We start from the raw sequence: 22,608 nt of genomic DNA on the forward strand, positions 1-22,608 counted from the left end.
TTAAGGAAATTTTGGCAATTTTAAGAAAGCAGAATCCTGATAGGATAAGGGTTCTGTGAAATTTGTCGTGTACAGAGAAAAAAAATTCTTATTCATAATAAAGATCTCGTTGATATTTTTAGAGATCATATCATTGATAACACCACTTCAAATCATCCGATATCACGCATATAAAGCCACACGCAAATTCTTAATGCGCTCTTTAAGCTTAATCATGATGCCGTCAATTGCCAGCAGCTCATTACGTGTCAGGCCGGATCGACTGAGGTTTTGATACTTAGACAGCTCAGTACTGCAAAATTCTAAGTCTTGTTTAGCTTGTACTTTGTCTGTCATGGGTACCACCAATAAGAAAAGAAAAACCCCGACAAATTAATGACGGGGTTTGAGTCGTAATATGTTCGACAAAAGGAAAATAGCAATATATTTCAATAAAAAACCCGTTTAACTCTCTCCAATTAAACGGGCTTGACTTGCGTCACAACGTCTTTCTTCTTTTGCAGAGCAACTATATTGCTTAAATATTACAGCTTTATGAAACAGCTCTTTGCTTGAGTGATTGTTATTCAACTTCTTTCAAACAATGACGACACTCTTTCTGTTCATCACAATTAATTTCAGTCACACCATGCAGGCCAAATAAGCAGAATATAAATTGGAGCATACTTTTCTCTATAAATTAAAAAAGCCTGATCAAATTCATGAACAGGCTTACCTCTTTTAAATTTACTTTATTTAATTTGTGTAATCATCTCTATGCTTACCACACTTGCAACATTCTACCTGAATAAAAATATCCGACTCATAAGTGTAGTGATGAAAGCATAATAGCTGCTTTAAGAGTTGCCGCATATTTTTCTCCCAAATGTTGGAGGCCCCACTGAAAAGTGGAGTGATCGTAGATGGTAAATAACAAGTTAGTACTTGCTCATCGCCTGCATAACAATTAGCTGTGAAGAACTTCTAATTCAAAACCGTTATCAATCATTTCATTAATACTGGGTATCAGTGCCTCTATCCACTCTCCCTTGCTCCAAACCTTTAAGACTCCATTCTCTTCCTTATAGTAAGCATGATCGAAAAGTGAGATATGATGAATAACCTGTGTTCCGTTTGGTATACGTGTCATACAAACCTCCAGACTTTTTGTTGTAATTTTAATCTATCAGAATATTATGTTTTTTCATTATAGATGCTTGTATCAATTCACTATTAAATGTGACCTATCAAACAATATAGCAACACATGACATAAGAAAAATAGGCAAAAAAAACCTCCTTTGGGAAAAGGAGGCTGAAATTGGAAAGAAACTACAGCGATAGAATCTAGGCCACGATTCTATCTAAATTTATTTTTTAATCAACAGTAAAAATCATTTTATTTAGGCAATAAAAAGCCCACTTACTCGTCAAATAAGTGGGCCAGTGCTGTAGTCACTTTCTTCGTATTGCATCTTCTTCTTATCGCAAGAACAATATAGCACCAAGGCTTTGATCAGAAAGTATAGAGAATATTAAGAAATTGTTTTTCATTGTCTAATTTTGGTTGCTTTTCTTGTTAGGAAATAAATTTTAAATAATAAAAAATCCCCCAAAGGAGACTCACTTAGCAAATCCGATTACTTAATTTCTGAGTCTTCAAAATTTTTAGGAAGATTTAAATTGATTTTAAAATTTCCAATTTGATCAGCATTGCCCCAATCCCCATAGATAAGTGCCTTTACTTCAATTCCAGTATCTTCGTATAAATTTTTATCTTTTAAAATCTTCAGAAACTTTTCAGCATCTTCATCACTTAAATAACCAACTTGAATATCACTTACAATCACCATAATTGCATAGGTATATTCTGTGTTTGTGGTATCCATGATAAGAAGAGCATTAACGACTTTGCTAACAGAATCTTCAAGTTCTGGACCAACTATTTCAATTATGGGTTGTTGGAAGTTAATTGCACCGGAAATCTGATGACTAAACTTATTTTTAGTCATCTCTCTAAATTTTCCACCAGACTTCTTATGGGTGGGTTTAACCATTACAAATACTGTTATAAAAAGGATAATAACAATAAGAAAAATTAGTTCCATGACTCATGCTCTTTCACGTGGGAAAGATAACAACACCTTAACACGAAAGGACTTACATTCTTTGAGTCTTGAACCACCATCACAATTTATTTAATTCAGAAGACAGATACTCAACGAACTGCTTTTTGTTCCGTATTTCAGGCATATCAAATACCCAATAACATGTAGATCCAGACCTGCATTTAAATATGACAGTCAAGGTATTGATTTCAATGAATGCATCTTCATCCATGAGTTCTGCAAATAATCGCAGAGCTATTGAAAAAAACTTTAACTTATTGACTATTTCATATGTTGATGGCTCATACTCCTTTAGAACTTCATCATAAATAAAGTCAAACATCTCCTGGACCATAGCAATCCAACGGGTTAACTAAGCCCATTGAAGATAAATCAACACTTCTCATTACGATGTACAAAAAGTGTATTTGCAGTTCGTTTTCTTATTCTAATTTTAAAAGACTATAGAAACAAAAAAGCCCACCTTTCGATGAGCTTCTTCATAGTAACATTTCCAACGGCGGGAGTGTCACAAGATGAACTTGCTAAACTGACCCACATCGGCAGTTACCGCCTTAAATCTAATTTATCACATCTATTAGTACAAAAAAAGCCCACCATTGGCGAGCTTTTAAATCAATCTAGTGCTTTAACGTACACTTCGATCACAATATCACGAATATCGCATACCCCGTGCGCACAGTCAAACGGTTTTTTTAAACATATCAAAAGTTAAGTGAGGATGGCAACATTTCACAAAAGCTAATCCACACTTCAGATCTTGTCGGATCTGAAGTACTGATGTGTCGTTACTTTCAGCAATATCACGCAATGAATTGCCCATCACATAGTGCGACCATAATGTTGATATCCATTCCTGAACAATTTCATCTTCAATAGTTTTTAATTCAATAATCACTCGCTGAATTGCACGCGCTTCATTGTCATCAATCTGACAACGAATACCACGGCGCTGAGTGCATAAGCGATCCTTAAGCGTTTTATCACTCATGTACATTGCCAGAAGACGTTCACGCTGTTCCTGGGTAATTCGTCGAGTAGGCATAGTTTTCACCATGACTACCATGGTTTCAGTATCCCCATTCATCCAAGCCCCAAACTGACGAAACCAATCCTCAGCACTAAACTTAGTCCAATCCATTGCCTGCATAATCGTTACTGCTGCATTCATCCCAAATCCCCTACCATCTTCTCTATCTGCTGGATCGCGTGACCTGACTTCACTTGATCTGTACTAAACCGTATTACTTGATAACCAAGCATTGTTGCTGCGTTATATTTTTCCATGTCCCCGACATACCCCTTACTTCTGGTATGCCTTCCTCCACTCCAGATCCCGCCTTCAACCTCTACCAGTATTTTTTTGCCTACCAAGTGAAAATCTGCTCTCCACTTCCGTACCTGGTGAAACTCAAATTCTTGCTCAAAATCTATTTTTAAAGTCTTTAGTTCTGTGGCCAGCTTCGCTTCAAACTCATTTGATACTTTTTCACCTTTAACCTTAGGGCGTGTAGAGCGCCCTTTCGGTCTGGTGGCTTTCACCATTTTCTTGTATTCAGCGATTGAGTAGCTGGTCATACCTCACCCATATCACGCACTCCAAATAGCTGTTTAGTCTTTTCAGTGGCAACATACAGTCTTGTGCAATGATTACATCTAAATGCCAAGTAAACCGCCTGGACTAGTCCTCGCAATTTCTGATTTAAGGCTGCTCGGGTTTTGTCACATACATGTTCTTCCAGCTCTGCTGATGTGACCTCATGTTTTGAAAAAGCCACGTACACCAGGATGTCTTTGATTTCTTCAAACCGCTGGATGGTGGGTGTGTTCATGCTGTCCCCCACTTCATAAAAGTAATCCAATGAGTATTTGCACGCTTACCACTGATATGACCAAATACTGGTTTTTGATCGGTCAACTCTAAAATCTCACTAACTTTAATTTGAGTTTCATTCCACTTAAAAATTAAAACTCCACCGGTGGCCAACACGCGAAAGCACTCCTCAAATCCTTTCCGAATATCTTCACGCCAGTCTTTGTTCAACTTCCCATATTTAAGAGCAAGCCAACTCTGCTTACCTGCTCGAACCAAGTGAGGTGGATCAAACACAACTAAATTAAATTGACCATCATCAAATGGCATATCACGAAAATCTATTTCAATATCAGGTGAGACCTCCAAAGCTCGACCATCACAAAGCGTATGGCTTTCGGTTCGAATATCACCATAAACAACATTTGGATTCTGGCGATCAAAGTGCATCATTCGGGATCCACAGCACACATCTAAAATTGGTTGATTCACATCTCACCCCCTACACGCTGATCTGCCCAATTGCATTCCACCAAGGTTAGGCCGCCCTGCTGGAAACGAGACCAAAGACGATCACCCAGATCCTTTTGAAGCTCAGCCAATGTGAGATTCGAAATCAGCATGGTTGGCTTCATACGGTCATAGCGTGCATACAAAACTTTATGAACCAGCTCACGGCGTTTATCGCGGTCATGCAATCCATATTCATCCAGGATCAACAGGTCATACTGGGTGAAGTCATAAATCACAGACTTCTCTGTAGCGTCCGGCTGCTCCCATGCATTCATGATTCGCTGCGCCATATCCTCACTGGTGATGTAACGCGCATACTTGCCCTTGTTGAGCAATGTCCGAGCCGTAGCGCAACTCAGATGGGTTTTACCGGTGCCTGTAGGCCCTACCATCACAAAGTTGTTTTTGTGGCCATTGATCATGTTCTTGGCAAAAGAAACGACCTGATTCAATGCATTCTGGTGTCCAGCATGTTTGACCAGGTAATTCTTAAAACCTGATGTTGCATGACGCTCTGGAAGCATTGCCCCAGCAAAGTGTTTTTCACGTACGGTACGATCAATTTCAGCCTGTGCTTGTGCGAGTTGTTCTTCATGGAACTCAACAGCGCATTGTGGGCACTTCTGAAAAGGGCCTGCTTGTACCATGGCGGTTTTGTGTTTCGAGCAGATCGCTTGTGTTTGTTTTAATCCCTGAGTCAACATCGACATTGCGTTCATACAAAGTCCTCCGGAATATGGACTGGTGAATCCACTGGTTCGTGATATTGCGATGCTTGGTCTGCCCAGGCTGTATTCACGTCAAGATTAGAATTTGGTTTTTCAGAACGTGTGTAACCAGATGATTGTTTGTTTTTGCGTTCAGCTTTTTCCAAGACTCTTTCAAACTCTTGAATAATCCACTGTGCAAACTTTCGGTGTTTTTGATTGTCAGTCAGTTGAAAGTTTTTCTCATGGTGTGTGTTGAAGTTTCCAAGATGAAATTGAAAATCTTCCAGACTAAGAATTTCAGAAACACGGTGTGAATGTTTGGTGGTTTTGAGAATCGAACTCAGTGTTTCAAGATTTGGATTCCACACTTGAGCATCTGAATTTTCTTGCGCGTTTCTCTCTTTAAAGTTTTCTTTAATATTTTCTTTTAAATCTATTTCTTTTACAGAGTGACATTTGATGTCACTAGTGGTGGTGACATTTGATGCTACTGGTGTAGTAGCATTTGATGTTACTGGTGTGGTGACATGAGATGTAACTACATTTGATGTAACCGCATTAGATGTAGTTACATTCGATGCTACTGCTTCAATAGAAATACGATCATCTAAAGTCAGGGTGTAAGAGCTACTTTTACCCAGTGTTTTAGTGATGCTGATCAATTGGTATTTAGCTAAATCAGCCATACATTTACGTACAGTTCGCTTGTCCTTAATTCCAGTGATCTTCATTACCAAGGTTTCACCGATTGACTTTTGATCCAAGTGAAATCCTTTGATGTGACGATTAAGTAGAACGATGCACTTGACAGCATCCCCACTTAATACAGCTAGATAACCTTCGTCACAGATGAAATTAGGCAAGGGTGAATACCCATCATCTTTTTTCGACATGGCTTGTCGCTCTAATTTTTTAGCAGTGGATGGGTGTAACGAAATATCGTTGTCTATCCCCTGCTTATGTGCTAAATTTGATTTCATATTCAATGCCTTCCAAAGTTTTGAATTAAAAAGCCTGACCTAGACCGTCAGGCTTTTTCTTTTTGAGTGAATTTATGCATTTGCTTGTTTAAAGCCATATCCGCTGCTTTAGCGTTTTCAATGATGCGATTAAGAATTTCGCTCGCTTCCGCATATTCTTGTGGCGTAACCATTCCATCCTCTAAAACTTCATAAACCTTTTGATTGGCTTTTCCGGTTTCAGAATTCATTTGAAGCAATGCTTCAACGATAGTCATTTGGCGATGTGAGCCTTCACCGCCTGCCGGCATAAGCACAAAACCAAGCATGTGCGCCCAAACCTTCAGAACTACTGGGTTTTGGGTCAAAAGCATGATCGCCTCAAACTTCTTAAGACTTGGATCATGGTTTTCCATATTTGGATTACCGTAGTTACAAATCGTCTTGTGCGCATCACCAGTGACTTGAGCAATATCCTTTGGATCAAATCCTTCAGACTGATTAATCATCTGGTGAATCGCTATTCTTGTTTCTTTCTTTAGAATCATGTGAATACCTGTTTTTGTTCACGTTTCTTTAAAAAATTTATTGATTGATAATTGGTTTAAGCGGCTGTCTTTGATGAGCAAGTCTTTTTCCAAAGCTTCTCAAGACTTCTGCCCTTATCGTAGGAAAGACGCTTACCGCAAATACCGTGTTCCAGATTGCTTATATAGTTCTGTGAACATTTAATTTCGTTAGCGATTTGAGTCTGTGTTAATCCCTGTTTGCGTAAATCAGAGATCATTGTTTGCCATTGATTCATAAGAACCTCCGATAATTTTCAACAAATATATAGGTTTTCCGATATTTAAACAATAGCCAAACCGATAAGTATTTGTATCACAATTCCGATATCAGTAATCAAGGAAATATGCATGGCAACTTTGGGGGAGAATTTAAAACAAATTCGCAAAGCGAAAAAAATGACCCAAACACAGTTAGCTAAAAAATCAGGAGTTAAACAATCAGTTATCTCTGATTTAGAAACTGGTAACGCCAAGTCAACTGGGTTTATTTTGGAATTAGCGAATGCCCTTGGAGTTACTGCTGAAGAGCTTAAAAAAGGGCTTACAGGGGAAGTTGAGCCTGCTAATGCTGTGCGAGTCAAAGCCCGTATGGCCCCTGTTCTATCTTGGGTTCAGGCTGGTAGTTTTACCAATGTTGCAGCAGTCGATATGAGCGAAGTAACTGAATGGTTACCTTTGCCAGAAGATGAATGCTCAAACTGCTTCTTTCTTAAAGTCCAAGGCTTGAGTAACTTCCCTGATTTCATGGAAGGTGATTACATCGTTGTGGATCCAGATGCTTATTATGGGGATATGCAGTCTGGTGACATTATTGTAGTTCGTCGAGGTGACGATGCTACTTTCAAGAAACTGGTTATCGAGACAAATGGTAAAAGATACCTTCAAGCTCTAAACCCAGAATTTAAGCCAAATATTATTGAGTTAGATGAGCAATGCCTTTTTGTAGGTCAGGTAGTTGACTGCGTTCGTTATGTTTATCGAGCAAGACCAAGAGTTAGAAAGAATTAAAAACAGCTATATGCGGCTTGGGTTAATTAATTGTGGGATTTGGAAATTTCAGTATTTAAAATATTTTAAAATTAATAATTTTTTAAATTAATTATATATATTGAAAATTATATATTCGTTAGTCAGGGGTAATAATGAGTAAGCCAGTTTTATTTTCTGTGCATGAGCTACGTTTTGATGCAAAAAGATTCAATAAAGATTTTGATGAACCACAACAGCCAATCAATATATGGGAACTGTTTAAAACTATTTCTAAATACAAATATAGTGAATATAGTTACCCTCTACTTGATAGTACTTTAATATCAAGAATAAGAATAATTGAGCTAGATGAAGATAAGAAAATTATTAAACTATTAGTTATAGTTTCTGATTTAAATGCAAGAAATAGAAGTTATACTGATAGTAAAACAGGAAAAACTAGACTTACAAATAAAGGAAAAACAGAGGGTGACGATGCAAGAGTTCATATAACAATCAAATCAAACCCAGACTTTCTTACGGGCCTTCTCGCTATAGAAAGAGAACGAGGATCTCATATAAACCCAAACTTATTAAGAGTATTACTAGATAGAGCTTTAGAATATATTTATGAAAATAATAAAAGCAATAAGGATATTATTAATCTTTTCTCAGAAGAACACCCGTCAGGTTTTAAAGAGGAAGACGGTACATTTACAAAACTACCAAAAAAAATCAAATGTAATTTAGAAAATATTTTTAGTGATGAGGTACTTAATGCATTTAAGCAGGGTAAAATTAATGATTTAGAATTAATACATACTGTTCAGGAAACTACAACTGATCACCACTCAACTTTTAAGCCTAAATCAAGTTCATTTCACTTTGATGTGGATCCTCTAATTATTCCAGATGAAGTTGTAGATTCAGGTGAAATTCAAACAACCATTATGCATGAGCTATCTGGTTTATGGAATAAGGTATTTAAATCTGAACAACCACTTCCATTAGCAGAACATAAGTATCGTATACGTTACGAAAATGATGCTGGTAAAATAGTTTCATTTACATATACTCCATCAGAATCCTTAGATATGACTTTAGCAAAAACTATAACAGTAGATCCTAAGACTTTCACACACATAGAGTGGAAGGAAATACCTGAAATTAATCATTCTTTATGCTTGAGAGTTTTTTCAAAACTTAAAGCTCTATAATGTAAGAGGTGGAGCATGAGTAGGGAAATTTTAAGGCCATGTGACTATTTATGGATAAGCTGGAAAGATAATCCTGATGAAAATAAGAAAAAAGATCGAATGGACTGGATCTTTCCATTAATTTTCTCGTTAATAGTCTGCTTAGTATTATTTACAGTCTATCATTTAAATTTTACATGCTTAAACTCTTGTAAAAAAATCCTATTTAACAATGATGCTTTTAATGTAATTTTAAATTTTTTACAAACTATGCCTGGCTTTTACATTGCTGCCTTAGCGGCAATTTCTACATTTAATAACCCGGGCATGGATAAGGATATGGTGGGTAGTACACCAATAGATAAAGATAGAAAAAAAATGACTAGACGCCGCTTTCTAGCTCAGTCATTTTCATATTTGACATTCTTAAGTATAGTCTTATTAATATTTGGAGCTATTATTAAATATTTTTTTAGTTTGGATATTGTTATTACAAATAGTTATTTATTCCTATCGTCATATTTAATAATCTCATTCATACTATTTGTTTTTCTATTCCAACTAGTCTTTATTACATTTTATTGCTTGTACTATTTAGGTGATCGCATTCACCTTCCATAAAAGAAAACCCACTTTCATAGTGGGTTTTCTTTTATGAGTATTCTATATATAATTCTAGGTCCAATAAAAATAAAATCAAACCATGAAAACAATAACTTTAACTACCCTACTCTTGTCTTTAGCTTTCACTGGGTGTGAGAAGCAACTTAGTAAACATATAGATCCAATCACAACCACAACAGCACTTGAGAACTCAGATAATATTCTTAGTAAGTACATAGAAAAGTTAGACTCAGAGTTCACTACACAAGATGTGCGAATTAAAATTTTATGCAGAGACTACCCGCGCGAGTATGAAAAAAATTATATGCCTAACTTGTTGAAGCTATCACCTGGTGAATACTCTGAAACTGCACTTTTGGCTGATATGGATTTGGTTTTGGATCACTACAAAGAGAAAGATGCCATTCAATGCTAAAGCTTTCTTACTTCTGAAATATTAAATCTATATATTGAACTTAAGACCTCTCATGGCCAGGTCTGTAATAACAAAGTAAAGCATCACTAACCCGCTATCCGCGGGTTTTTCTTTATGTAAGGTAAGTGTAACCTTGTATTTAAATGTTACATTATAACAATTAGTATAAAGATACCTATGATTCATAAATAGAAAGGTAAGTCTCAATGAAATATTTGTTAGGCGCAGCATTGTTAGGATTAGTGATTACTGGCTGTACTTCAAATCCAAAAAACGAAGTAGAGCAAGAAAAAGTTGTGAGCAATACTGCAGCTGAAACTCAAGTAATTAATTTTACTGGTCCAATGGATCTTACAATCGAATTGAAATCTTCAGATAATTTTGAAACCGCAGAAATGACAGATAATTCTGGCAAGATTTATCACCTTAAACGAGCTATTTCAGGAAGTGGTATGCGTTTGGCCAATGATGACGGCGTTTCAATTCACTTCAAAGCTGGTGAGGGTATTGTAGAGTTTATGAAAGACAAACCTATTAGTATTACTGAATACAAAAAATAAGATTATTGTTGCAGGACGACCCACCCCAGCGGTGGGTTTTCTTTTTATTAAATAAAGTAATAATACTAGTTATTAGCCAATGATATTGGCAGTAATTTTAGGTAAAGTGAATTACATTTTTGAATAATTAGTGAGCTAATTAGTTTAAAGTCACAATATACGGCGCTGTAGTCTACAAACTGTGTTTTGTCATATCTCTCTTAGTGTAAATAATGGATTAACTTAGTGAATAATATTAACTTTAAGAGTTTCGAAGAAGCTGGCCAAGCTATATTAAAATTCTTATCCCAACGATTTGGATTTAAGTTATGGATGATTACCCGTACTGAAGGTGATGACTGGATCGTACTACTAAGTGAAGATAATGGCTATGACGTTAAGCCAGGACAAGTATTCCGTTGGGCTGACTCTTTCTGCGCGCAAATGATACAAAATAACGCACCTCGTGTTGTTCCCTATTCGCCTGATATCCAAGCGTACACAGATGCACCTATAAATAAACTTATCACCATTAAGGCTTATATTGGTCAGCCTCTTTTTAAAGAAGATGGTTCTCTTTTCGGCACTCTTTGTGCGATTGATCCTGAGCCTCAACCTAAAGTTCTTATTGAAGATGCTCCATTATTTGAGCTGATAGCGAAAGTGCTTAGCTATACGATTCAAGCTGAATTAAAAGCAGATGAGCATATACGTAAAGCCGAACGTTTTGAAATGGAAGCGTTGTCTGATCCAATGACTGGACTTTTTAATCGTCGTGCCTGGGATGAGCTTATTGCTAAAGAAGAAGAGCGCTGCAAGCGATATGGTCACCCTACTGCTGTACTTATGATTGATCTTAATGATCTCAAAATCACCAATGATAATTTGGGGCATGCTGCAGGTGACGAACTGATTCAAAGAATGGCTTTAACTCTCAAAAACACTGTACGCAATAATGATATTGTCGCTCGATTAGGTGGTGATGAGTTTGCTGTAATGACTATTGAAACTAACCTAGAGCATGCTGAGAAACTTGTATCAAGAATTCAGAGTGCTTTTACAAAAGATGGAATTAGTGCAGCAATTGGCCTTGCAATGCGCAATCCAGCATACAGTCTCTACACTGCGATAATAGAGGCGGATGAAAACATGTACCATAATAAAGCCATGAGTAAATTGAAGTATTAAATAAAAAGCCGCTATATGCGGCTTGGGTGTTTTATGGGGGTGATCATTGAAAGAAGTAGATGGACAGAATAAAGGCCCAATAAAGCTCGGAACTTTAACTCCTGAGCTATTAAAGAAGCTGAACGGGCAAATAGTGAATAATGAAGATGGTTCTGAGAAGCTACAGCAGGCAATGCTTGAAAGAACCAGACAACTTGAAGCTCTAGCAAAACACAGCAAAGGACCGCGAGCTGATGAACATTGGCGACCAGCGGCATCGCAAGCTATGCAAGATCAACTTCGCAATACAAAAACAAAGCATGCTGATCCAGTCAAGCTTATTAAGCCAGTAGACTTTAACTTTCTGGAACTAACAATAAATCAAATTAAAGAACTACCCACAGAAGAGTTGCACAAGTTTTTAAGTGGTGAAAGCCATAGTGGCTTAATACGCGAGCCCATCATTCAGCTCATTAGTAATGAAATTCTGAGTAGGCAAATTAAAGAAGCTAGCAAGCCACATTGGACGGTTTATTTGGGTGTAGTTCTAGCCTTCATTGCAGCAATAACAGGCATTATTCAATTGATAAAATAAAGAAAGTGGTTGCCTTATATTCCATTTCTTGCTGTCTTGAATAATCTTCTTGATGTTGAAACTAGAAAAGATTGCTGCCAACCAAAGAGAGAAAACAAATATATAAGTCAGCACATCAAAGTGAAAAATATATGCGACAAGGGCCACAGCCTAAAAGAAGAACGACAACATTAGAATTTTTTATTCATAACAATTACCTTGCCGCATACCCGAGCGGCTCTTGGATCGGGTGGAGAAATAGATGTTTGAGTTATCTGTAATTGACATTTCAGGAAACAAACCTAAATCCCTCTATGCAAGGGAGTTTAAAACCCACCCCCGCATTGGTGAATGGATTGATATAGAAATAGATGGTGAAAGCAATATGTTTGAAGTAATTAAGATTGCTCATTCAACAAATGGTGGTGACTCTGATTTGTATGTAAAGCTTCTAGGACTAACTTATCAAGTTGTTGGTGATCTTTGCTGTAAAAATGATTAGCAATATTCGCACAACTCTCATCAAGTTTACGTGGATCAGTAATAACAACGCCAATAAATTGATGTCCTGTAATTGATGAGTTCACATTAATTGTCATTAACTTTCCCTTTTTTGTAATACCAATCATTTTAAAGACTCCAACCACCCCACCCTGTGTGGGTTTTCTTTTATCTATTAAAACATAGTTCAAATTAAAAATATCGGTTTTTCTATATTAATATCGGTTTTCCTATTGACTATAAATATCGGAAATGCGATATTTATATCGCAGACAACAAAAAACCTCAGCGTGCTGCGAACCACCTGAGGCGTGACCCACAACATAACTGTGAGTGAAATTATTATGAACAAAAAGCCGATTCAAAGCAACTTACCGGAATTCAAGCCATCAAGCATGACTTCTGAAAAGCTGTATCAACATCCAGAGCCTGCATCTAAACCGCATTGGTTGAGCAACTTCTCTGCCTTCTTGCTTCTCATCTCTATCTTCATTGGTCTAGCTGCAATGTTTACCTATGCAGCCGATCAGGAAGCTGCTTATCAAGCTGAAGCGATTGTTAAAGCTCTTGGAGGTGTAAAGTGAATACTCAAGTAAATTTACAAAGCATTGAAGATGCTCGTCAAGAATGGTTGCAGTCACGTCGTCTTGGTATTGGTGGTTCTGATGTGGCGGCAATCTTGGGCTTAAGCAAATATAGCTCACCGTATCAGCTTTGGCTGGACAAGACCGGTCGCTCTGAACTGAAAGACAGCACCAGCGAACCGGCCTACTGGGGCAACATGCTTGAAGACATTGTGGCAAAGGAGTACGCCAAACGAAACGGCGTAAAGGTACAGCGTGTTAATGCAACGATTGCTCACCCTGAACATGACTGGATGCGTGCCAATATTGACCGTGCCATTATCAATCCAGAAATTGCAGGTAATGTCCGTATCAAAGATGGAAAGCTGACCACTGACCGTATTCTAGAATGCAAGACTGCTAACCAGTACCTGGCTAAATTGTGGGGTGATGAGCAGTCTGAACAGGTGCCAGATTACTACCTGACGCAAGTGCAGTGGTACATGGGTATTACAGGCGCTTCGATGTGTGGCTTGGGTGTGCTGATCGGTGGTCAGAAGTTCCGTAGCTATCAGGTCGCATTCGATCCTGAGCTGTTTGAAATGCTCACAGATGAATGCTCAAAGTTCTGGAATGAGCATGTTCAGGCTGACGTACCACCAGCTCCAACCACGTTTGATGATGTTCTGCATCGCTGGTCTACTCATAATCCTAATCAGGCATTGCAGGCGGATGATGAGCTTGCCAATCTGGTCGCTGAGTACAAGGATCTAAATAAAACTATCAAAGAGGCTAGTGCTGAACTGGATGGCATGAAGCTGCAAATCTGCTCACGCATGGAAGATGCGGAAATGATTATTGCTGAAGAAAAGCGTTTAGCAACATTCAAATATCAAGAACGTAACACACTGGACAGCAAAGCGCTGAAAGCCGCTCACCCGGATATTTACGAACAATTTGTGAAGACTTCAAGCACTCGCGTGCTGCGCATTAATTAAAATTTAAGGTAGAAGAATATGAACTCAATTGTTAAAACAGGCCAAAACGCTGCCGTTAATTTCTTAACTCCGAACAACCTGCAAGAAGCAATGCAGATTGCCGGCATCCTTGCCGAGTCTGACATTGTGCCGAAGGACTACCAGCGCAAGCCTGGGAACATTCTTGTTGCTATGCAATGGGGTGCTGAAATTGGCTTGCAGCCATTACAAGCTATGCAAAACATTGCCGTGATTAATGGTCGCCCTTCTATCTGGGGTGATGCAATGCTTGCCCTTGTTCGTGGATCCGGTCTGCTCGATTTCATCCGCGAGGAAATTTCCGAAGATGGTCAAAAAGCCACTGTAACTGTGAAGCGGAAAAATGAAGAACCAGTTGCTTCAGTATTCACAATGGAGGATGCGAAAAAGGCAGGTCTATCAGGTAAACAGGGGCCTTGGACGCAGTATCCAAAACGCATGTTGAAGCTACGTGCTCGCTCTTATGCCCTACGTGATGTTTTTCCAGATGTGCTCAAGGGTATGGCAATTGCTGAGGAGGAAAAAGATAAGGAAATTGATATTACTCCCACTGCACCAGAAACCAGTACAACGAAGGCAAATAGCGGATCGTCATCGCTGAAAGCGCGCATGGCCAAAAAGAAAGATGCTGTCGAGTCGGTGGCTACAGAAATTGACCTAACCCCGTACTACCAGCGTATTGATAACGCCACTTCTCTTGAGGAACTCGATCAGATCGGTGCTGACATTGCTGAGTTGAATTTAGGTGAGCCAGCTAAGTCTGAAATCGGCGAAGTGTTTAAAGCCAAGCGTAAAGAGCTAAAAGCTGCCCAGGCTTTTCCCGATGAATCAATTCAGTCAGTAATTAACGAGATCAGCAACACGACCGATCTGGAATCACTTAACGCAATTATGGCTTCACGCTTTGAGCCCTTCACGGCTCAGATGACTGAGGAGCAGATCAGTCAGATTAATTCAGCGTATGAAGCACAAGAAGCGGCGCTAACGCCATGAGTTATTCCTACTCTTCTATGACCCGCGTGCTGCTTGTGCAGCACAAAGGTCGGGTTAGAACTTACCACAACATCAACCTATTCGGTATTGATGATTGCCTTCGAAATTTTGCGAACACCTGGGGGTACAGATGATCTTCAGAATTAAAAAGAAGCATGAAGTTGGCTTTAAGCTTTGGCTAGAAAAATTGGGTTATGCCAAAAATGAACTTGCGGATGGCAGCTCGACATTTAGCGGCAAAGGCACACGCAAGACACTGAGTTACGTGCTCTTAAAGAAAGATTTAACAGGTAATGCGGCATGTCAGGTGCTATTCGATGAATATGAAGAACACCTGGATAACCCTGATTATTTAGATGTGAAGGTGGCGTGATGGATATCGAAAAATTAAAAACTGAATTTGAGCAGACTGAATGCTTTAAACGTCTTGAGCATGTTGCGCAATACACCTTCTTTGAATTTGGAGCATACATCAAACGTACTGATGTTCCTGCTGACATTGAAAAGAAGTGTGGAAAATTAATCACAGCACTTCTTTTTAGTTGGTCCGCCTGGAAGGAAGCCAAAACCCAAGCGGTGCCGGAGTGGAAAGATTACACAGTTGAATCGCCTCGCATTGATGGCCCGTACCAGATCTTTATTATGAACCAACAATTGGTCGCAAAATGGGAGTCACCTTGGGGCTTCTCATCTATAGAAGATGGTGACGCACTCAACCAGGAATTAATCACACATTGGTCTGTGTTGGGCAATGATCCAGCAATCGAACCACGGGAGCCAGCCAATGACTGAAATTCAACAAACAAACATTGCTGTGGCCAACTTCATCATTGACGAGCTGCACAAGGACAAGCCTTTTAATTTGGCTTTGGATGCAGGTGAAACGGGTGCTTTGTACCACATTGCGAGTGAGTCACATCACTTGCACAGTGACTTTGTTCGCAAGCTGGAAGCAACCTTAAGACAGCGCGTGAGCAATGGTACTGGCGTGATTCTTGAGATTAATAGTAATGCTGACCTGTATTACCACATGCTGAGCAGCTACATCGCAAAGCACGATCGGTTTGGAGTGGTGAAGGTTTTGGGAGAAGTGAGCTGATGGGAGCACTTAAGTACACCATTACGGTTGAAGCTGATGTCGAGCCTCAGCTTTATCTTGGACAGAGCATCTTTGGTGGGAAAATTGTTCAACTTAAGATGGAGGATTTGCCCGCTTTGGTTCCAGTGTCGTGGTTGGTTGAAAAATATGGATTAACCAAAACCACAATCATCAAAAAACTTGAAGGCTATAACCAAGGAACTGAAGGTAAGCATCTTTATGAAACCAAGGTGGCCATGATGATCCTATCAAAGCCACAAAGAAATAAACGCGGATCAAAACGGGTCAATTAGACCCGTTCAGCATCTCACTGATTTCGCTTGCTGTGGGATTATAATAAGTATTAATCAAAATACCGGCAGTCTTGTGACCGGTAATTTTCATTAGAATCTCAATTGGCACCTTTCTTAATTTAACCAATCTGGTAATCCCTTCATGTCGGGTATCATGAAAATGTAGTTCCTTGATATTCGCCTTCTTTATTCTTTTGCTAAACGTATTTTGAAAAGTGCTGCTGCTTATCTCAATTAGCTTGTCAGACCCATTATCTGGGATTAGTTTTAATAACTCTTTCGCACTATCCATCAATGGCACATCACGCGAGTGGCCATTCTTGGTGTCAGGCAGGTGAATATAGTCTTTATGGATATTCGACCTTTTAATAGAAAGAATCTCCCCTTGCCGCATAGTTGTTTCAATAGCAAAAAGAAAAGCCCAAGCGATAAAATGCTGTATCTCGGTTGGGATCTGCCCTCTCTCATAATTATGAGCTTCTAGCACCAAATCAATTTCAGCATTGCTTATGCGTCGATTTCTTGATTTTGGCTGAGATGGTTTGCTAACCATGGAGAACGGATTGCTTTCAATAAGGAAAAGCTCTTTCTGGGCATAAGTGAAGATAGCTGAAAACAAAGATATATCACGAAGCACAGTACCAACACTCACACTTTTTAGTCTTGAGTTGCGCCAGTCAGTCAGAATTTGTGGGGTAATGTCGTGCACTGACATTTCCGAGATAACAGGATAGGTATCAAGAAACTGCTTGATTGAGATTCTAATGGTTCGGCTAGATTTCTTATGCCTTCCAATTTCCTCATAGTACTTATGCATTAATGCGGAAAATGGATAATGTTGTTTGACTTCGCTTTGATTTTTATTTTGCTCAGTTTTTAATTCTAGAATTTTGAGCATAGCCCATTGCTCACATTCCTTTTCGGTATCTCGCGTAGCACTGATGCGCTTACCATTAAACATCAGCTCAATACGGTATGACTCTCCACGTTTCCTTGCTTTTGGTAGTTTCATTTCTGGCGTAATCTTGGCGTAAATAGTCTTTCATCTTAACTTATTTTTCGTCCAAAACGTCCAATATGTTCAATTAGAATGGATTTAAGAAGAAGTTTTTAAGGTAGATCATGTTATTCATTTTTATTTAATTTGTTGTTTTATATAGTTTTATTAAATAACCCCATAGAATATTATTATAATTCAGCTATTTGGGATAGCACTTAACCATGGGGCTTTTTATTGCATGTATGATTTTAAAAACGTATTAACATTTAGCCGAAAAATGCAATGATGCTTTGGATCACCACAGCATTCACAATATCAATAAAAAATGCACCACACAGCGGTACAATTAAAAAAGCTTTATGTGATGGACCATAGCTATTGGTCACCGCCTGAATATTGGCAATCGCTGTCGGTGTTGCCCCCATACCAAAACCACAATGCCCTGCCACTAATACTGCTGCATCGTAATTTTTGCCCATGATTCTAAAGGTCACAATTGCGGTAAATAAAATCAATACCGCTGTCTGCGCCAATAAAATGGTAATGAGCGGACCTGCCAAATCGGCCAGTAACCAGAGTTGCAGTGATAGTAAAGCCATAGATAAATACAGGGATAAAGACGCATTGCCAAATACATCGATTGCACGGTCGAAGATATCGACTTTCAGCACATGCTCCAAGACATTACGCACAATCACACCTGTGCCTAAAGCCCATACAAAAGTGGGCAATTCAAACCATCTTCCCTGGCTGAAGTCTGTCATCTGATTGGCGACAAAAATACACAGGGCAAACATCCCCAAAGTCGACACGGCATTACTGGATGTAATCAATCGGGTTTTCTTTGGATACTCAAAGGGTGCGGTGTTAATGTGCGATTCGAGCTGTTGTTCATTGGTCTCTTGTGCTACCGTATCAGCCAGTTGGTTGCGTTTAATCAGGAACTTGGCAACTGGACCGCCTACAAGTCCACCAATAATCAAGCCAAATGTGGCACTTGCCATACCGAGAACAACTGCTCCCTGGATTCCATATTGAGTCTCCAGAACCTCGCCCCAGGCACCGGCGGTACCATGACCACCCGTTAAGGTGACAGAACCAACAATCAACCCGATCAATGGGTCAAGTCCAAGCACTGTGGCTAAACTCATACCAACCGCATTTTGCACGACTACAAATAAAATGACACAGACCAGAAAGATCAGGAGCGATTTTCCGCCTTCTTTCAGTTTCAAAAAGTCTGCACTTAAGCCAACAGAAGTAAAGAACATCAGCATCAGGATGGTTTGAATCTGTGCGTCAAATGTGGCACTGATATTAAACAATTTATAGAAAATAAAGGCCGTAATCGCTGCGACTAAACCACCGATTACAGGTTCAGGTAAGTTATAGTTCCTAAAGAAGCTAATTTTACTAACAAGATACCGCCCAATAAAAAGAAAAAAAACAGCAATTACTAGAGTGCCAAAGGCATCTATTTCATAAGTCATAACATTCCCTATTGGCTTTATTTTCATACAGTTTTGGGAAAGAGAGATGAAAAATCAATCACAGAAATGTAATGCAAGTTATTGTTTCTAATAATTGTTTAATTTATAGCCTGAATAGACGCAATTAACGTGATGGAATATCATAAACCCAGTTGCGCGCTTGCTGATCTGTGGTGCTTTCACAGACGTAATAATCATGATTCCAAGCATCTGGATGTAAAATTTCTTTTTTATAGTAAGTCACATTTTTAGACTTTTCGACACAGACAAAGCTATCGCCTTGGTCTTTAACTTGGGTTCCGTTAAGGAAACCGCCAATACAGAGGAATCGGGATTGTTTAGGCATGTTTTAGGTCAACTTGCTAAATCATTTTTCAATGTGGGGATTAAACGATTTATTGGATAAAGTGTAAAGCATTACCAATAAAAGTTTTTCAATATTGGACATACTCAAAAATTTAATTCTGAAGTTGTGAAAAGATACAGAATTTCATGCTGCAAAATTTAAATTAGATGTCAACTCCCACCCTTTCTGTATCAATTCAAATATTTCCCCCTTATTACCAATATCACGTATTAATTTTTTATTTATTAATGACTCTAAGGCCTCATCATATTTAAAAAATTCTCTATTATTTTCCATACCTAATTTTTGAGTTCTAATTTTAATTTCTTATTTTCATAAAAAAAATAAGGGCTGACAAATCAGCCCTTATTTTATACCGCTTATTACTTAATTAACAAAGCAAATCATAGATTTGCTCTTGCGCTAGGGAAAAGCCTTTCGGCTTTTCTTAATCCTAGCTCATTAAGTCAATTGAGCAGCAGCAATTTTCTTCGTATCAACATTCGCAGCAGCGTTAGTATATTCGCTCATCTTGTCGAAGCTTAAGTATTGATAGATGTCAGCTGACATACTATCAATTTGAGCTGCATATTGTTGGTATTCTTCTGGAGTTGGTAATTTACCCAATACAGCAGCAACAGATGCAAGTTCAGCAGAAGCCAAGTAAACGTTAGCCCCCTGACCTAAACGGTTCGGGAAGTTACGTGTAGACGTCGATACACAAGTTGTGTTCGGAGCTACACGTGCCTGGTTACCCATACATAATGAACAACCTGGCATTTCAGTACGCGCACCAGCTTTACCATAAATATTATAGAAACCTTCTTCCATCAACTGATGTTCGTCCATACGCGTTGGCGGAGCAATCCACAAACGAGTTGACAATGCACCACCTGGAACTTTCTCTAACAATTTACCAGTCGCACGGAAGTGACCAATGTTTGTCATACAAGAACCAACGAATACTTCGTCAATTTTCACGCCTTGAACGTCAGAAAGAAGTTTTGCATCATCTGGATCGTTCGGGCAGCAAAGAACAGGTTCTTTAATGTCAGCTAGATCGATTTCATACACTTTCGTGTATTCAGCATCCGCATCAGCTTTAAGAAGTGATGGATTCGCTAACCATTTTTCCATGTTCTCAACACGACGAGCCATCGTACGCGCATCGCCATAACCTTCAGAAATCATCCACTTAAGCATAGTGATGTTTGAACGAAGGTATTCAGCAACTTTCTCTTCAGAAAGCGTGATCGAACAACCAGCAGCTGAACGTTCAGCAGAAGCATCAGACAATTCGAATGCTTGCTCAACAGTCAGGTCAGTTTCCATTTCTGTCAAATCGATCTCAAGGATACGACCAGAGAAGATGTTTTTCTTACCTTTCTTCTCTACAGTTAAGTCACCCGCTTGAATTGCGTAGTAAGGAATTGCATGTACCAGGTCACGTAGTGTGATACCAGGCTGCATTTTACCTTTGAACTTCACAAGTACAGATTCAGGCATATCAAGTGGCATAACACCAGTTGCTGCAGCAAAAGCTACTAGACCAGAACCCGCCGGGAACGAAATACCGATTGGGAAACGAGTATGCGAGTCACCACCAGTACCCACAGTATCCGGAAGAAGCATACGGTTTAACCAAGAGTGGATAATACCATCACCTGGACGTAAAGACACACCACCACGGTTCATGATGAAATCAGGAAGCGAGTGTTGCATTTGAACGTCAACTGGCTTTGGATACGCAGCGGTATGACAGAAAGACTGCATAACAAGGTCAGCAGAGAAACCTAGGCAAGCCAAGTCTTTCAATTCGTCACGCGTCATTGGACCAGTGGTATCTTGCGAACCAACAGTGGTCATCTTAGGTTCACAGTAAGTACCTGGAAGTACGCCTTGACCTTCAGGAAGACCACAAGCGCGACCAACCATTTTCTGTGCTTGAGTGAAGCCTTTGCCAGTTGCAGCAGGTTGAACCGGAGTACGGAACAACGTAGATACTGGAAGACCTAAAGCTTCACGTGCTTTAGTGGTCAAACCACGACCAACGATCAGGTTAATACGACCGCCAGCACGAACTTCGTCTAGAAGTACAGGTGTTTTAAGATCAGCTTCAGCAATTACAGCACCGTCTTTAGATGCAGAAACTTTCGCAGCAGCATGATCGATTTTAAGAACGATTTCATCGCCCATGTTCATGTTGCCAACATCGATCTCGATCGGTAATGCACCCGCATCTTCCATCGTGTTGAAGAAAATTGGCGCAATTTTAGAACCTAGGCAGTAACCACCGTCTTTTTTGTTCGGGATGTGAGCAATGTCATCACCAAAGAACCAAAGCACAGAGTTGGTTGCAGATTTACGAGATGAACCTGTACCAACAACGTCACCTACGTAAGCAACTTGGTTGCCTTTCGCGATCAATTCTTTGATTTGGTTTAATGGACCAACTTCACCAGGAACTTCCGGGTTGATTCCGTCACGTACGTTTTTCAACATTGCATTTGCGTGCAATGGAATGTCCGGGCGGCTCCAAGCGTCTTGTGCAGGTGACAAGTCATCAGTATTCGTTTCACCAGTGACTTTGAAAACTGTCAGTTTGATTTCTTCAGGAACGTCTGGACGTGAAGTAAACCATTCAGCATCAGCCCAAGACTGCATAACAGCTTGTGCATTTGCGTTACCCGCTTTTGCTTTATCAGCGACATCGTGGAATGCATCAAATACAAGAAGCGTTTTCTTAAGCGCTTCAGCAGCAAGCTCAGAAAGTTCAGCGTTGTCTAAAAGTTCAACTAAAGGCGCTACGTTATAACCACCAAGCATAGTACCTAGCAAGTAAACCGCACGTTCTTTAGAAATAAGTGGAGAGGTTGCTTCGCCTTTTGCCAATGCAGCCAGGAACGCAGCTTTTACATATGCAGCTTGGTCAACACCTGCTGGTACACGGTTTTCAAGCAAATCTACCAAGTATGCTTCTTCACCAGCTGGCGGGTTAACTAGTAGTTCAACTAATGCAGCGGTTTGGGCATCGTCAAGTGGCTTCGGTGGGACTCCGAGTGCGGCACGTTCTTCAACGTGTTGGCGGTAAGCTTCTAGCACAGTGTTATTCCTCTTTTTTAAAAAATTACTTATGAATTCCTGCTTATTCC

At 39.3% G+C, this 22,608-nt stretch carries 30 protein-coding genes; 15 read left to right on the forward strand and 15 right to left on the reverse strand.

Annotated elements, in window-relative coordinates; translation table 11 throughout:
- Positions 1 to 162: 162 nt before the first annotated feature.
- From GVV58_RS15425 to GVV58_RS03000, 11 genes are all read right to left on the reverse strand, one after another.
- Positions 163 to 336 (reverse strand): hypothetical protein, encoded by a 174-nt coding sequence (locus GVV58_RS15425; protein WP_171502625.1) that lies wholly within the window; start codon positions 334 to 336, stop codon positions 163 to 165.
- Positions 337 to 946: 610 nt separating this feature from the next.
- Positions 947 to 1,129, reverse strand: coding sequence for a hypothetical protein (locus GVV58_RS02955; protein ID WP_005171414.1), 183 nt, complete (start codon positions 1,127 to 1,129; stop codon positions 947 to 949).
- Between the two features lie 489 nt (positions 1,130 to 1,618).
- Positions 1,619 to 2,086 (reverse strand): hypothetical protein, encoded by a 468-nt coding sequence (locus GVV58_RS02960; RefSeq protein ID WP_159515974.1) that lies wholly within the window; start codon positions 2,084 to 2,086, stop codon positions 1,619 to 1,621.
- A gap of 703 nt (positions 2,087 to 2,789) precedes the next feature.
- Complete coding sequence (locus GVV58_RS02965) at positions 2,790 to 3,278, reverse strand: antiterminator Q family protein (protein ID WP_159515975.1); 489 nt, start codon at positions 3,276 to 3,278, stop codon at positions 2,790 to 2,792.
- Positions 3,275 to 3,685, reverse strand: coding sequence for a DUF559 domain-containing protein (locus tag GVV58_RS02970; protein ID WP_159515976.1), 411 nt, complete (start codon positions 3,683 to 3,685; stop codon positions 3,275 to 3,277). Before GVV58_RS02970 ends, GVV58_RS02965 begins: the two co-directional genes overlap by 4 nt.
- On the reverse strand, positions 3,682 to 3,939 hold the full coding sequence (locus tag GVV58_RS02975) for a hypothetical protein (RefSeq protein WP_159515977.1): 258 nt from the start codon (positions 3,937 to 3,939) through the stop codon (positions 3,682 to 3,684). Before GVV58_RS02975 ends, GVV58_RS02970 begins: the two co-directional genes overlap by 4 nt.
- Positions 3,936 to 4,412 (reverse strand): class I SAM-dependent methyltransferase, encoded by a 477-nt coding sequence (locus tag GVV58_RS02980; protein WP_159515978.1) that lies wholly within the window; start codon positions 4,410 to 4,412, stop codon positions 3,936 to 3,938. Before GVV58_RS02980 ends, GVV58_RS02975 begins: the two co-directional genes overlap by 4 nt.
- On the reverse strand, positions 4,409 to 5,152 hold the full coding sequence (locus tag GVV58_RS02985) for an ATP-binding protein (protein WP_159515979.1): 744 nt from the start codon (positions 5,150 to 5,152) through the stop codon (positions 4,409 to 4,411). Before GVV58_RS02985 ends, GVV58_RS02980 begins: the two co-directional genes overlap by 4 nt.
- Entirely contained in the window at positions 5,149 to 6,123 is a 975-nt protein-coding gene (locus tag GVV58_RS02990) for a replication protein (RefSeq protein ID WP_252721251.1), read from the reverse strand. The genes GVV58_RS02985 and GVV58_RS02990 overlap by 4 nt, the downstream gene beginning before the upstream one ends.
- 47 nt (positions 6,124 to 6,170) lie before the next feature.
- Positions 6,171 to 6,650: a phage regulatory CII family protein gene (locus tag GVV58_RS02995; protein ID WP_159515980.1), complete on the reverse strand. Its 480-nt coding sequence runs from the start codon at positions 6,648 to 6,650 to the stop codon at positions 6,171 to 6,173.
- Positions 6,651 to 6,706: 56 nt separating this feature from the next.
- Positions 6,707 to 6,907, reverse strand: coding sequence for a helix-turn-helix transcriptional regulator (locus GVV58_RS03000; protein WP_005171434.1), 201 nt, complete (start codon positions 6,905 to 6,907; stop codon positions 6,707 to 6,709).
- A gap of 112 nt (positions 6,908 to 7,019) precedes the next feature.
- On the opposite strand from GVV58_RS03000, the gene GVV58_RS03005 reads away from it, so the two are divergent.
- The 15 genes from GVV58_RS03005 to GVV58_RS03075 all read left to right on the forward strand — a co-directional run bounded on the left by GVV58_RS03005 (position 7,020) and on the right by GVV58_RS03075 (position 16,620).
- Positions 7,020 to 7,679, forward strand: a complete 660-nt coding sequence (locus GVV58_RS03005; RefSeq protein ID WP_005171435.1) for a S24 family peptidase — start codon at positions 7,020 to 7,022, stop codon at positions 7,677 to 7,679.
- 134 nt (positions 7,680 to 7,813) lie between these two features.
- Positions 7,814 to 8,857 carry a hypothetical protein gene (locus tag GVV58_RS03010; RefSeq protein WP_159515981.1) on the forward strand — a complete coding sequence of 348 codons (1,044 nt, stop codon included), beginning with the start codon at positions 7,814 to 7,816 and terminating at the stop codon, positions 8,855 to 8,857.
- 15 nt (positions 8,858 to 8,872) lie between these two features.
- Positions 8,873 to 9,457 (forward strand): hypothetical protein, encoded by a 585-nt coding sequence (locus tag GVV58_RS03015; RefSeq protein ID WP_159515982.1) that lies wholly within the window; start codon positions 8,873 to 8,875, stop codon positions 9,455 to 9,457.
- Positions 9,458 to 9,539: 82 nt separating this feature from the next.
- A complete protein-coding gene (locus tag GVV58_RS03020) occupies positions 9,540 to 9,875 on the forward strand; it encodes a hypothetical protein (RefSeq protein ID WP_159515983.1) in 336 nt (111 codons plus the stop codon).
- A gap of 206 nt (positions 9,876 to 10,081) precedes the next feature.
- Positions 10,082 to 10,435, forward strand: a complete 354-nt coding sequence (locus GVV58_RS03025; protein ID WP_159515984.1) for a hypothetical protein — start codon at positions 10,082 to 10,084, stop codon at positions 10,433 to 10,435.
- Positions 10,436 to 10,660: 225 nt separating this feature from the next.
- On the forward strand, positions 10,661 to 11,602 hold the full coding sequence (locus tag GVV58_RS03030; RefSeq protein ID WP_159515985.1) for a sensor domain-containing diguanylate cyclase: 942 nt from the start codon (positions 10,661 to 10,663) through the stop codon (positions 11,600 to 11,602).
- Positions 11,603 to 11,648: 46 nt separating this feature from the next.
- The gene (locus GVV58_RS15595) at positions 11,649 to 12,176 is read left to right on the forward strand and encodes a hypothetical protein (RefSeq protein WP_252721252.1); all 528 of its coding nucleotides are present in this window, start codon (positions 11,649 to 11,651) and stop codon (positions 12,174 to 12,176) included.
- 241 nt (positions 12,177 to 12,417) lie between these two features.
- Positions 12,418 to 12,657, forward strand: coding sequence for a hypothetical protein (locus tag GVV58_RS03040; protein ID WP_159515986.1), 240 nt, complete (start codon positions 12,418 to 12,420; stop codon positions 12,655 to 12,657).
- A 343-nt stretch (positions 12,658 to 13,000) separates the two neighbouring features.
- Complete coding sequence (locus GVV58_RS03045) at positions 13,001 to 13,240, forward strand: hypothetical protein (protein ID WP_159515987.1); 240 nt, start codon at positions 13,001 to 13,003, stop codon at positions 13,238 to 13,240.
- Positions 13,237 to 14,217 carry a lambda-exonuclease family protein gene (locus GVV58_RS03050; protein ID WP_159515988.1) on the forward strand — a complete coding sequence of 327 codons (981 nt, stop codon included), beginning with the start codon at positions 13,237 to 13,239 and terminating at the stop codon, positions 14,215 to 14,217. Before GVV58_RS03045 ends, GVV58_RS03050 begins: the two co-directional genes overlap by 4 nt.
- Positions 14,218 to 14,235: 18 nt before the next feature.
- Positions 14,236 to 15,228, forward strand: a complete 993-nt coding sequence (locus GVV58_RS03055; protein WP_159515989.1) for a recombinase RecT — start codon at positions 14,236 to 14,238, stop codon at positions 15,226 to 15,228.
- Between the two features lie 130 nt (positions 15,229 to 15,358).
- Positions 15,359 to 15,601 (forward strand): hypothetical protein, encoded by a 243-nt coding sequence (locus GVV58_RS03060; protein ID WP_159515990.1) that lies wholly within the window; start codon positions 15,359 to 15,361, stop codon positions 15,599 to 15,601.
- Positions 15,601 to 16,020, forward strand: coding sequence for a hypothetical protein (locus GVV58_RS15525; protein ID WP_216070543.1), 420 nt, complete (start codon positions 15,601 to 15,603; stop codon positions 16,018 to 16,020). The genes GVV58_RS03060 and GVV58_RS15525 overlap by 1 nt, the downstream gene beginning before the upstream one ends.
- On the forward strand, positions 16,013 to 16,327 hold the full coding sequence (locus GVV58_RS03070; protein WP_159515991.1) for a hypothetical protein: 315 nt from the start codon (positions 16,013 to 16,015) through the stop codon (positions 16,325 to 16,327). The genes GVV58_RS15525 and GVV58_RS03070 overlap by 8 nt, the downstream gene beginning before the upstream one ends.
- Positions 16,327 to 16,620, forward strand: a complete 294-nt coding sequence (locus GVV58_RS03075) for a hypothetical protein (RefSeq protein ID WP_004731408.1) — start codon at positions 16,327 to 16,329, stop codon at positions 16,618 to 16,620. Before GVV58_RS03070 ends, GVV58_RS03075 begins: the two co-directional genes overlap by 1 nt.
- On the opposite strand, the gene GVV58_RS03080 is transcribed toward GVV58_RS03075, so the two are convergent.
- From GVV58_RS03080 to GVV58_RS03095, 4 genes are all read right to left on the reverse strand, one after another.
- A complete protein-coding gene (locus tag GVV58_RS03080) occupies positions 16,613 to 17,632 on the reverse strand; it encodes a site-specific integrase (protein ID WP_159515992.1) in 1,020 nt (339 codons plus the stop codon). The two genes, GVV58_RS03075 and GVV58_RS03080, sit on opposite strands and share 8 nt — an antisense overlap.
- 254 nt (positions 17,633 to 17,886) lie before the next feature.
- Positions 17,887 to 19,110, reverse strand: coding sequence for a sodium/glutamate symporter (gene gltS, locus GVV58_RS03085; protein WP_100357037.1), 1,224 nt, complete (start codon positions 19,108 to 19,110; stop codon positions 17,887 to 17,889).
- Between the two features lie 124 nt (positions 19,111 to 19,234).
- Positions 19,235 to 19,456, reverse strand: coding sequence for a hypothetical protein (locus tag GVV58_RS03090; RefSeq protein WP_100357038.1), 222 nt, complete (start codon positions 19,454 to 19,456; stop codon positions 19,235 to 19,237).
- Positions 19,457 to 19,918: 462 nt separating this feature from the next.
- Positions 19,919 to 22,558, reverse strand: a complete 2,640-nt coding sequence (locus GVV58_RS03095) for a bifunctional aconitate hydratase 2/2-methylisocitrate dehydratase (RefSeq protein WP_074383209.1) — start codon at positions 22,556 to 22,558, stop codon at positions 19,919 to 19,921.
- Positions 22,559 to 22,608 lie beyond the last annotated feature (50 nt).

Source organism: Acinetobacter sp. 18QD2AZ41W (assembly GCF_009829025.1).
GTDB classification, from domain to species: Bacteria; Pseudomonadota; Gammaproteobacteria; order Pseudomonadales; family Moraxellaceae; genus Acinetobacter; species Acinetobacter pseudolwoffii.

Excerpts from the sequence above, each read along its gene's own strand:
- GVV58_RS03070 (WP_159515991.1), top strand. The coding sequence starts at position 16,013 with ATGACTGAAATTCAACAAACAAACATTGCTGTGGCCAACTTCATCATT.
- GVV58_RS02985 (WP_159515979.1), bottom strand. The coding sequence starts at position 5,152 with ATGAACGCAATGTCGATGTTGACTCAGGGATTAAAACAAACACAAGCG.
- GVV58_RS15425 (WP_171502625.1), bottom strand. The coding sequence starts at position 336 with ATGACAGACAAAGTACAAGCTAAACAAGACTTAGAATTTTGCAGTACT.
- GVV58_RS03005 (WP_005171435.1), top strand. The coding sequence starts at position 7,020 with ATGGCAACTTTGGGGGAGAATTTAAAACAAATTCGCAAAGCGAAAAAA.
- GVV58_RS03015 (WP_159515982.1), top strand. The coding sequence starts at position 8,873 with ATGAGTAGGGAAATTTTAAGGCCATGTGACTATTTATGGATAAGCTGG.
- GVV58_RS03000 (WP_005171434.1), bottom strand. The coding sequence starts at position 6,907 with ATGAATCAATGGCAAACAATGATCTCTGATTTACGCAAACAGGGATTA.
- GVV58_RS02955 (WP_005171414.1), bottom strand. The coding sequence starts at position 1,129 with ATGACACGTATACCAAACGGAACACAGGTTATTCATCATATCTCACTT.
- GVV58_RS02995 (WP_159515980.1), bottom strand. The coding sequence starts at position 6,650 with ATGATTCTAAAGAAAGAAACAAGAATAGCGATTCACCAGATGATTAAT.
- GVV58_RS03040 (WP_159515986.1), top strand. The coding sequence starts at position 12,418 with ATGTTTGAGTTATCTGTAATTGACATTTCAGGAAACAAACCTAAATCC.
- GVV58_RS03055 (WP_159515989.1), top strand. The coding sequence starts at position 14,236 with ATGAACTCAATTGTTAAAACAGGCCAAAACGCTGCCGTTAATTTCTTA.
- GVV58_RS03080 (WP_159515992.1), bottom strand. The coding sequence starts at position 17,632 with ATGAAACTACCAAAAGCAAGGAAACGTGGAGAGTCATACCGTATTGAG.
- GVV58_RS03075 (WP_004731408.1), top strand. The coding sequence starts at position 16,327 with ATGGGAGCACTTAAGTACACCATTACGGTTGAAGCTGATGTCGAGCCT.
- GVV58_RS02960 (WP_159515974.1), bottom strand. The coding sequence starts at position 2,086 with ATGGAACTAATTTTTCTTATTGTTATTATCCTTTTTATAACAGTATTT.
- GVV58_RS02990 (WP_252721251.1), bottom strand. The coding sequence starts at position 6,123 with ATGAAATCAAATTTAGCACATAAGCAGGGGATAGACAACGATATTTCG.
- GVV58_RS03060 (WP_159515990.1), top strand. The coding sequence starts at position 15,359 with ATGATCTTCAGAATTAAAAAGAAGCATGAAGTTGGCTTTAAGCTTTGG.
- GVV58_RS03025 (WP_159515984.1), top strand. The coding sequence starts at position 10,082 with ATGAAATATTTGTTAGGCGCAGCATTGTTAGGATTAGTGATTACTGGC.
- GVV58_RS03090 (WP_100357038.1), bottom strand. The coding sequence starts at position 19,456 with ATGCCTAAACAATCCCGATTCCTCTGTATTGGCGGTTTCCTTAACGGA.
- gltS (WP_100357037.1), bottom strand. The coding sequence starts at position 19,110 with ATGACTTATGAAATAGATGCCTTTGGCACTCTAGTAATTGCTGTTTTT.
- GVV58_RS02970 (WP_159515976.1), bottom strand. The coding sequence starts at position 3,685 with ATGACCAGCTACTCAATCGCTGAATACAAGAAAATGGTGAAAGCCACC.
- GVV58_RS02975 (WP_159515977.1), bottom strand. The coding sequence starts at position 3,939 with ATGAACACACCCACCATCCAGCGGTTTGAAGAAATCAAAGACATCCTG.
- GVV58_RS15525 (WP_216070543.1), top strand. The coding sequence starts at position 15,601 with ATGGATATCGAAAAATTAAAAACTGAATTTGAGCAGACTGAATGCTTT.
- GVV58_RS02965 (WP_159515975.1), bottom strand. The coding sequence starts at position 3,278 with ATGAATGCAGCAGTAACGATTATGCAGGCAATGGATTGGACTAAGTTT.
- GVV58_RS03045 (WP_159515987.1), top strand. The coding sequence starts at position 13,001 with ATGAACAAAAAGCCGATTCAAAGCAACTTACCGGAATTCAAGCCATCA.
- GVV58_RS03020 (WP_159515983.1), top strand. The coding sequence starts at position 9,540 with ATGAAAACAATAACTTTAACTACCCTACTCTTGTCTTTAGCTTTCACT.
- GVV58_RS03010 (WP_159515981.1), top strand. The coding sequence starts at position 7,814 with ATGAGTAAGCCAGTTTTATTTTCTGTGCATGAGCTACGTTTTGATGCA.